The sequence below is a fragment of the Marinobacterium sp. xm-g-59 genome (genome assembly GCF_013283315.1).
Taxonomy (GTDB): Bacteria; Pseudomonadota; Gammaproteobacteria; order Pseudomonadales; family Balneatricaceae; genus Marinobacterium_E.
Genome location: NZ_WBYR01000024.1, coordinates 1 through 2,972, shown reverse-complemented (window position 1 = coordinate 2,972; position 2,972 = coordinate 1). Strand labels below are relative to the sequence as shown.

1 protein-coding gene is annotated in these 2,972 nt (G+C 54.1%); it reads right to left on the bottom strand.

Annotated features, from left to right (window positions below; translation table 11 throughout):
• The coding region (locus tag XMG59_RS11940) for an Ig-like domain-containing protein (RefSeq protein ID WP_173498803.1) at positions 1-2,972 on the bottom strand (2,972 nt) is incomplete at both ends.

The following is a 2,972-nucleotide window of genomic DNA, read 5'->3' as shown; positions in this document are numbered from 1 at the left end:
GTTCGAACCGGTACCCGATACGTAGGTCGCGGTGCCGCCGTTTTCGAGCAGAAGCGTTGGACGCCCTTCAGTGGTGTCCACATTGAGCCACTCTGAAGCGGTCAATTTAATCCAGATCACATCACCGGTGTTGTACATGCCATTTTCAGACGCTTCGGTGCTGTTATAGGTCGCTTCGACTGAGCTAAAGCCCAGTACCACAGGCTCGGTACCATCCACGACTACAGATTCCTGCAGACGGTTGTTCGACCCGAGGATAGTGTTGGCACGGTTACCGGCCTCATCCACTACCAGCTTGTCATTCTCAAGGAAGGTGATCACCTGCAGTGGGTGGCCTTCCGCGTGGTCTGCGCTGTAGGTGTATTCGAACACCCACGCGTCAGAACCTGAACCCGAGACATACGTCGCAAGCTCACCATTATTAAGGAAAAGGGTCGGCAGACGCGGACTATCCGGATCGTCTGGACGGTCCTCGAGGGCCACTTGTTCAGTAAATTTCACGGTCAGTTGAACGGTATCACCCACCGCATAGGCTCCGGCCTCTGCGTGGATACCTTCGATCTTCGCTTTCACCGTATCGACTGGCTGGAGCAGAACATCCGACGCTTTGTTGGGGTTGCCAGCCTCATCGCTGACCACACCGTCCATCACGCGCACTTTAATCGGCTGCGTGCTATTGCGATCGGGGGTCACAACAAAGCTGTATTCGCCTTCAGGACGACCCGAGTTATCGGGGGTCTCCAGGCTCAGCTGATCAATGGTACCGCCTTCGACTGACAGTTTAGTCAGGTCAAAATCCTGTACCGACTCAGAGAAGTTCACCACCATGCGTACATCGCCATTAACGATGCCGTCCGCATCCGAGCGGATAGCGACGGTTGGGTAGGCGCTATCGAGGGTGTAGCTTGCTGCTGGCGATTCGCCCTCGCCGAAGTTACCGGCCAGATCTGAGATCAGATTGAGGTTCAAGCTGAGAGATTGTTCACCGGCTTGAGTGTCTTTGAGTGGAATGAACGTGCCTGTCCAGGTCATGCCATCTTCACTGCTGAGGTTGCTCAGCGCGCCGTTCTCGATGTTGAAGAACTCTGGGCGCAGCTCTTTAACTGCACCGTTGAACGTAATTGTTAGCGTCGCAGCTTCACCTGCGCTGAGGTCGGAAGATCCGTTTGCATCAAGGATGCTAATCTGTGCTTCACCATTTGCATCAACAGCAATTTCCGGCAGCGTCAGATCAATAAAGATCCCACCCTCAGCCTGCGCGATCGCACCGCCGTTTGGCAGGGTCAGGTCAGCAGATTCACCAGCAACAACGCCGTTGAAAGTCGCGTAATTGGTGCGCAGTTCAGCAATCGCCAGTGCGTCCGACTCAAAATCAGTCGCTTTAACGGCATAGCTGAAGACTAGGCGTGTTGGTGTAGAGGCTGCGGCGTTGTAGGTGGCGATTTCGCCGTTGCTTAGCTTCAGATCTGGGGTACCCAGCGCATCGTTCATCTCAACCGGTTTGTTCCAACCCAGGGCGATATCGATAATCTCGCCTTCGTTGTAGTGACCGGCATTGGCAGAGATGGTGTTGATGTATGGTGTGGCCGCATCCACAACCACATCCGAGCGGTACGCCAATCGGCTGTTATCGCTCAGGATCGCCATATTGGCTTCGTTGCCGGAGATGTCCTTAAACACCGAGCCGTTAGTGATCAGTGCATGTACATCCAGATCGGTGGTATCAAAGTCATTTGGCTGAACGGTGTAACGGAAGTTCAGGAAGCTTGAACCATCACCATCCACGTACTCAGCGACCGCACCGTTGCTCAGTGCAAGGATCGGTGAACCGTTGGTAAAGTCGATGTAGACGTTTTCGCTGAACTGTACCCACAGCTCAACGCTATCACCTGCCAGATAGAGCGCGTCCTCTGCCGCAGAGATGGTGACAATCGTTGGAGCAACGCCGTCGATCTCAACAATCGCGTTATTGCTTAAGTTCGCACCCGGCGTGATGTATGTTTTTGCGTCGTTACCGGCATTGTCAGTAATGTTGGCACCGTCTTTCACCAGTGCCTGCACATTCAGCGCATCGACCTGATCGTTCTGCACCACGATGTATTCAAACACCAGTGTATTTGACTCACTGCCGCGCACATACTCGGCCACTTGGCCGTTGTTCAGCGCCAGGAACGGTGTGCCGTTCACGGCATCAACGTTGACGATCTCATCGTAGGTAACAGCAATCGCAATGGTATCGCCGGCGGTGTATGAACCGCTGGCAGCATTAATTTTTGTGATTTCAGGTGCACGGATATCCCAAGGGCGCGCAATCGACTGCTCGGCATTGAGGTTACCCAGGCTGTCAGTCATGGAGCCTTTGCGCAGCGTGACAGTCACATCACCGGTAGGGTTGTCCTGTGCTGCCGCGGTGGGAGCAACTTCCAGGGTGTAGACCTGACCGGCTTGAACTTCAGTAAAGCCACTGGTCACTTTAATGCCGTTAGTTACGACAATATCGTTCACATCGAAGTCAGTGACCTGCTCACCAAAATCGATGGTGATCAGGCGGTTACCGTTGTAGAGCACGCTAGAGCTAAGCTCTGCGACAGGACCCAGGGTATCGATGGAGATTGGGTTAGAGACACTCAGACCCGTACCGGTATTGCCAGCATTGTCAGTCACTAGGCTGTTATCCAGCACCAAGGTGGTGTCATCGGCTTGGATCTTCAGCGTTGGGGTAAACACACCCTTCCACACCGTACGCGGAATGGTAGTACCTTCCACCGGCACCAACGGTGACAGCGTACCGTTGCTGACACTGATGGCATCACGAGGGTTGGTGACAGACTCAGCGAAGGTCACTGTGACACCCGAGGTCTCACCGGCAATCAAGGCGTCGCTATCAAAGGTGATCGTCCCCTCTGGGCGCTCACCATCAAAACTAATATCGTACTTGGCAGCAACCGCAGTGATCTGTGACAGTGACACTG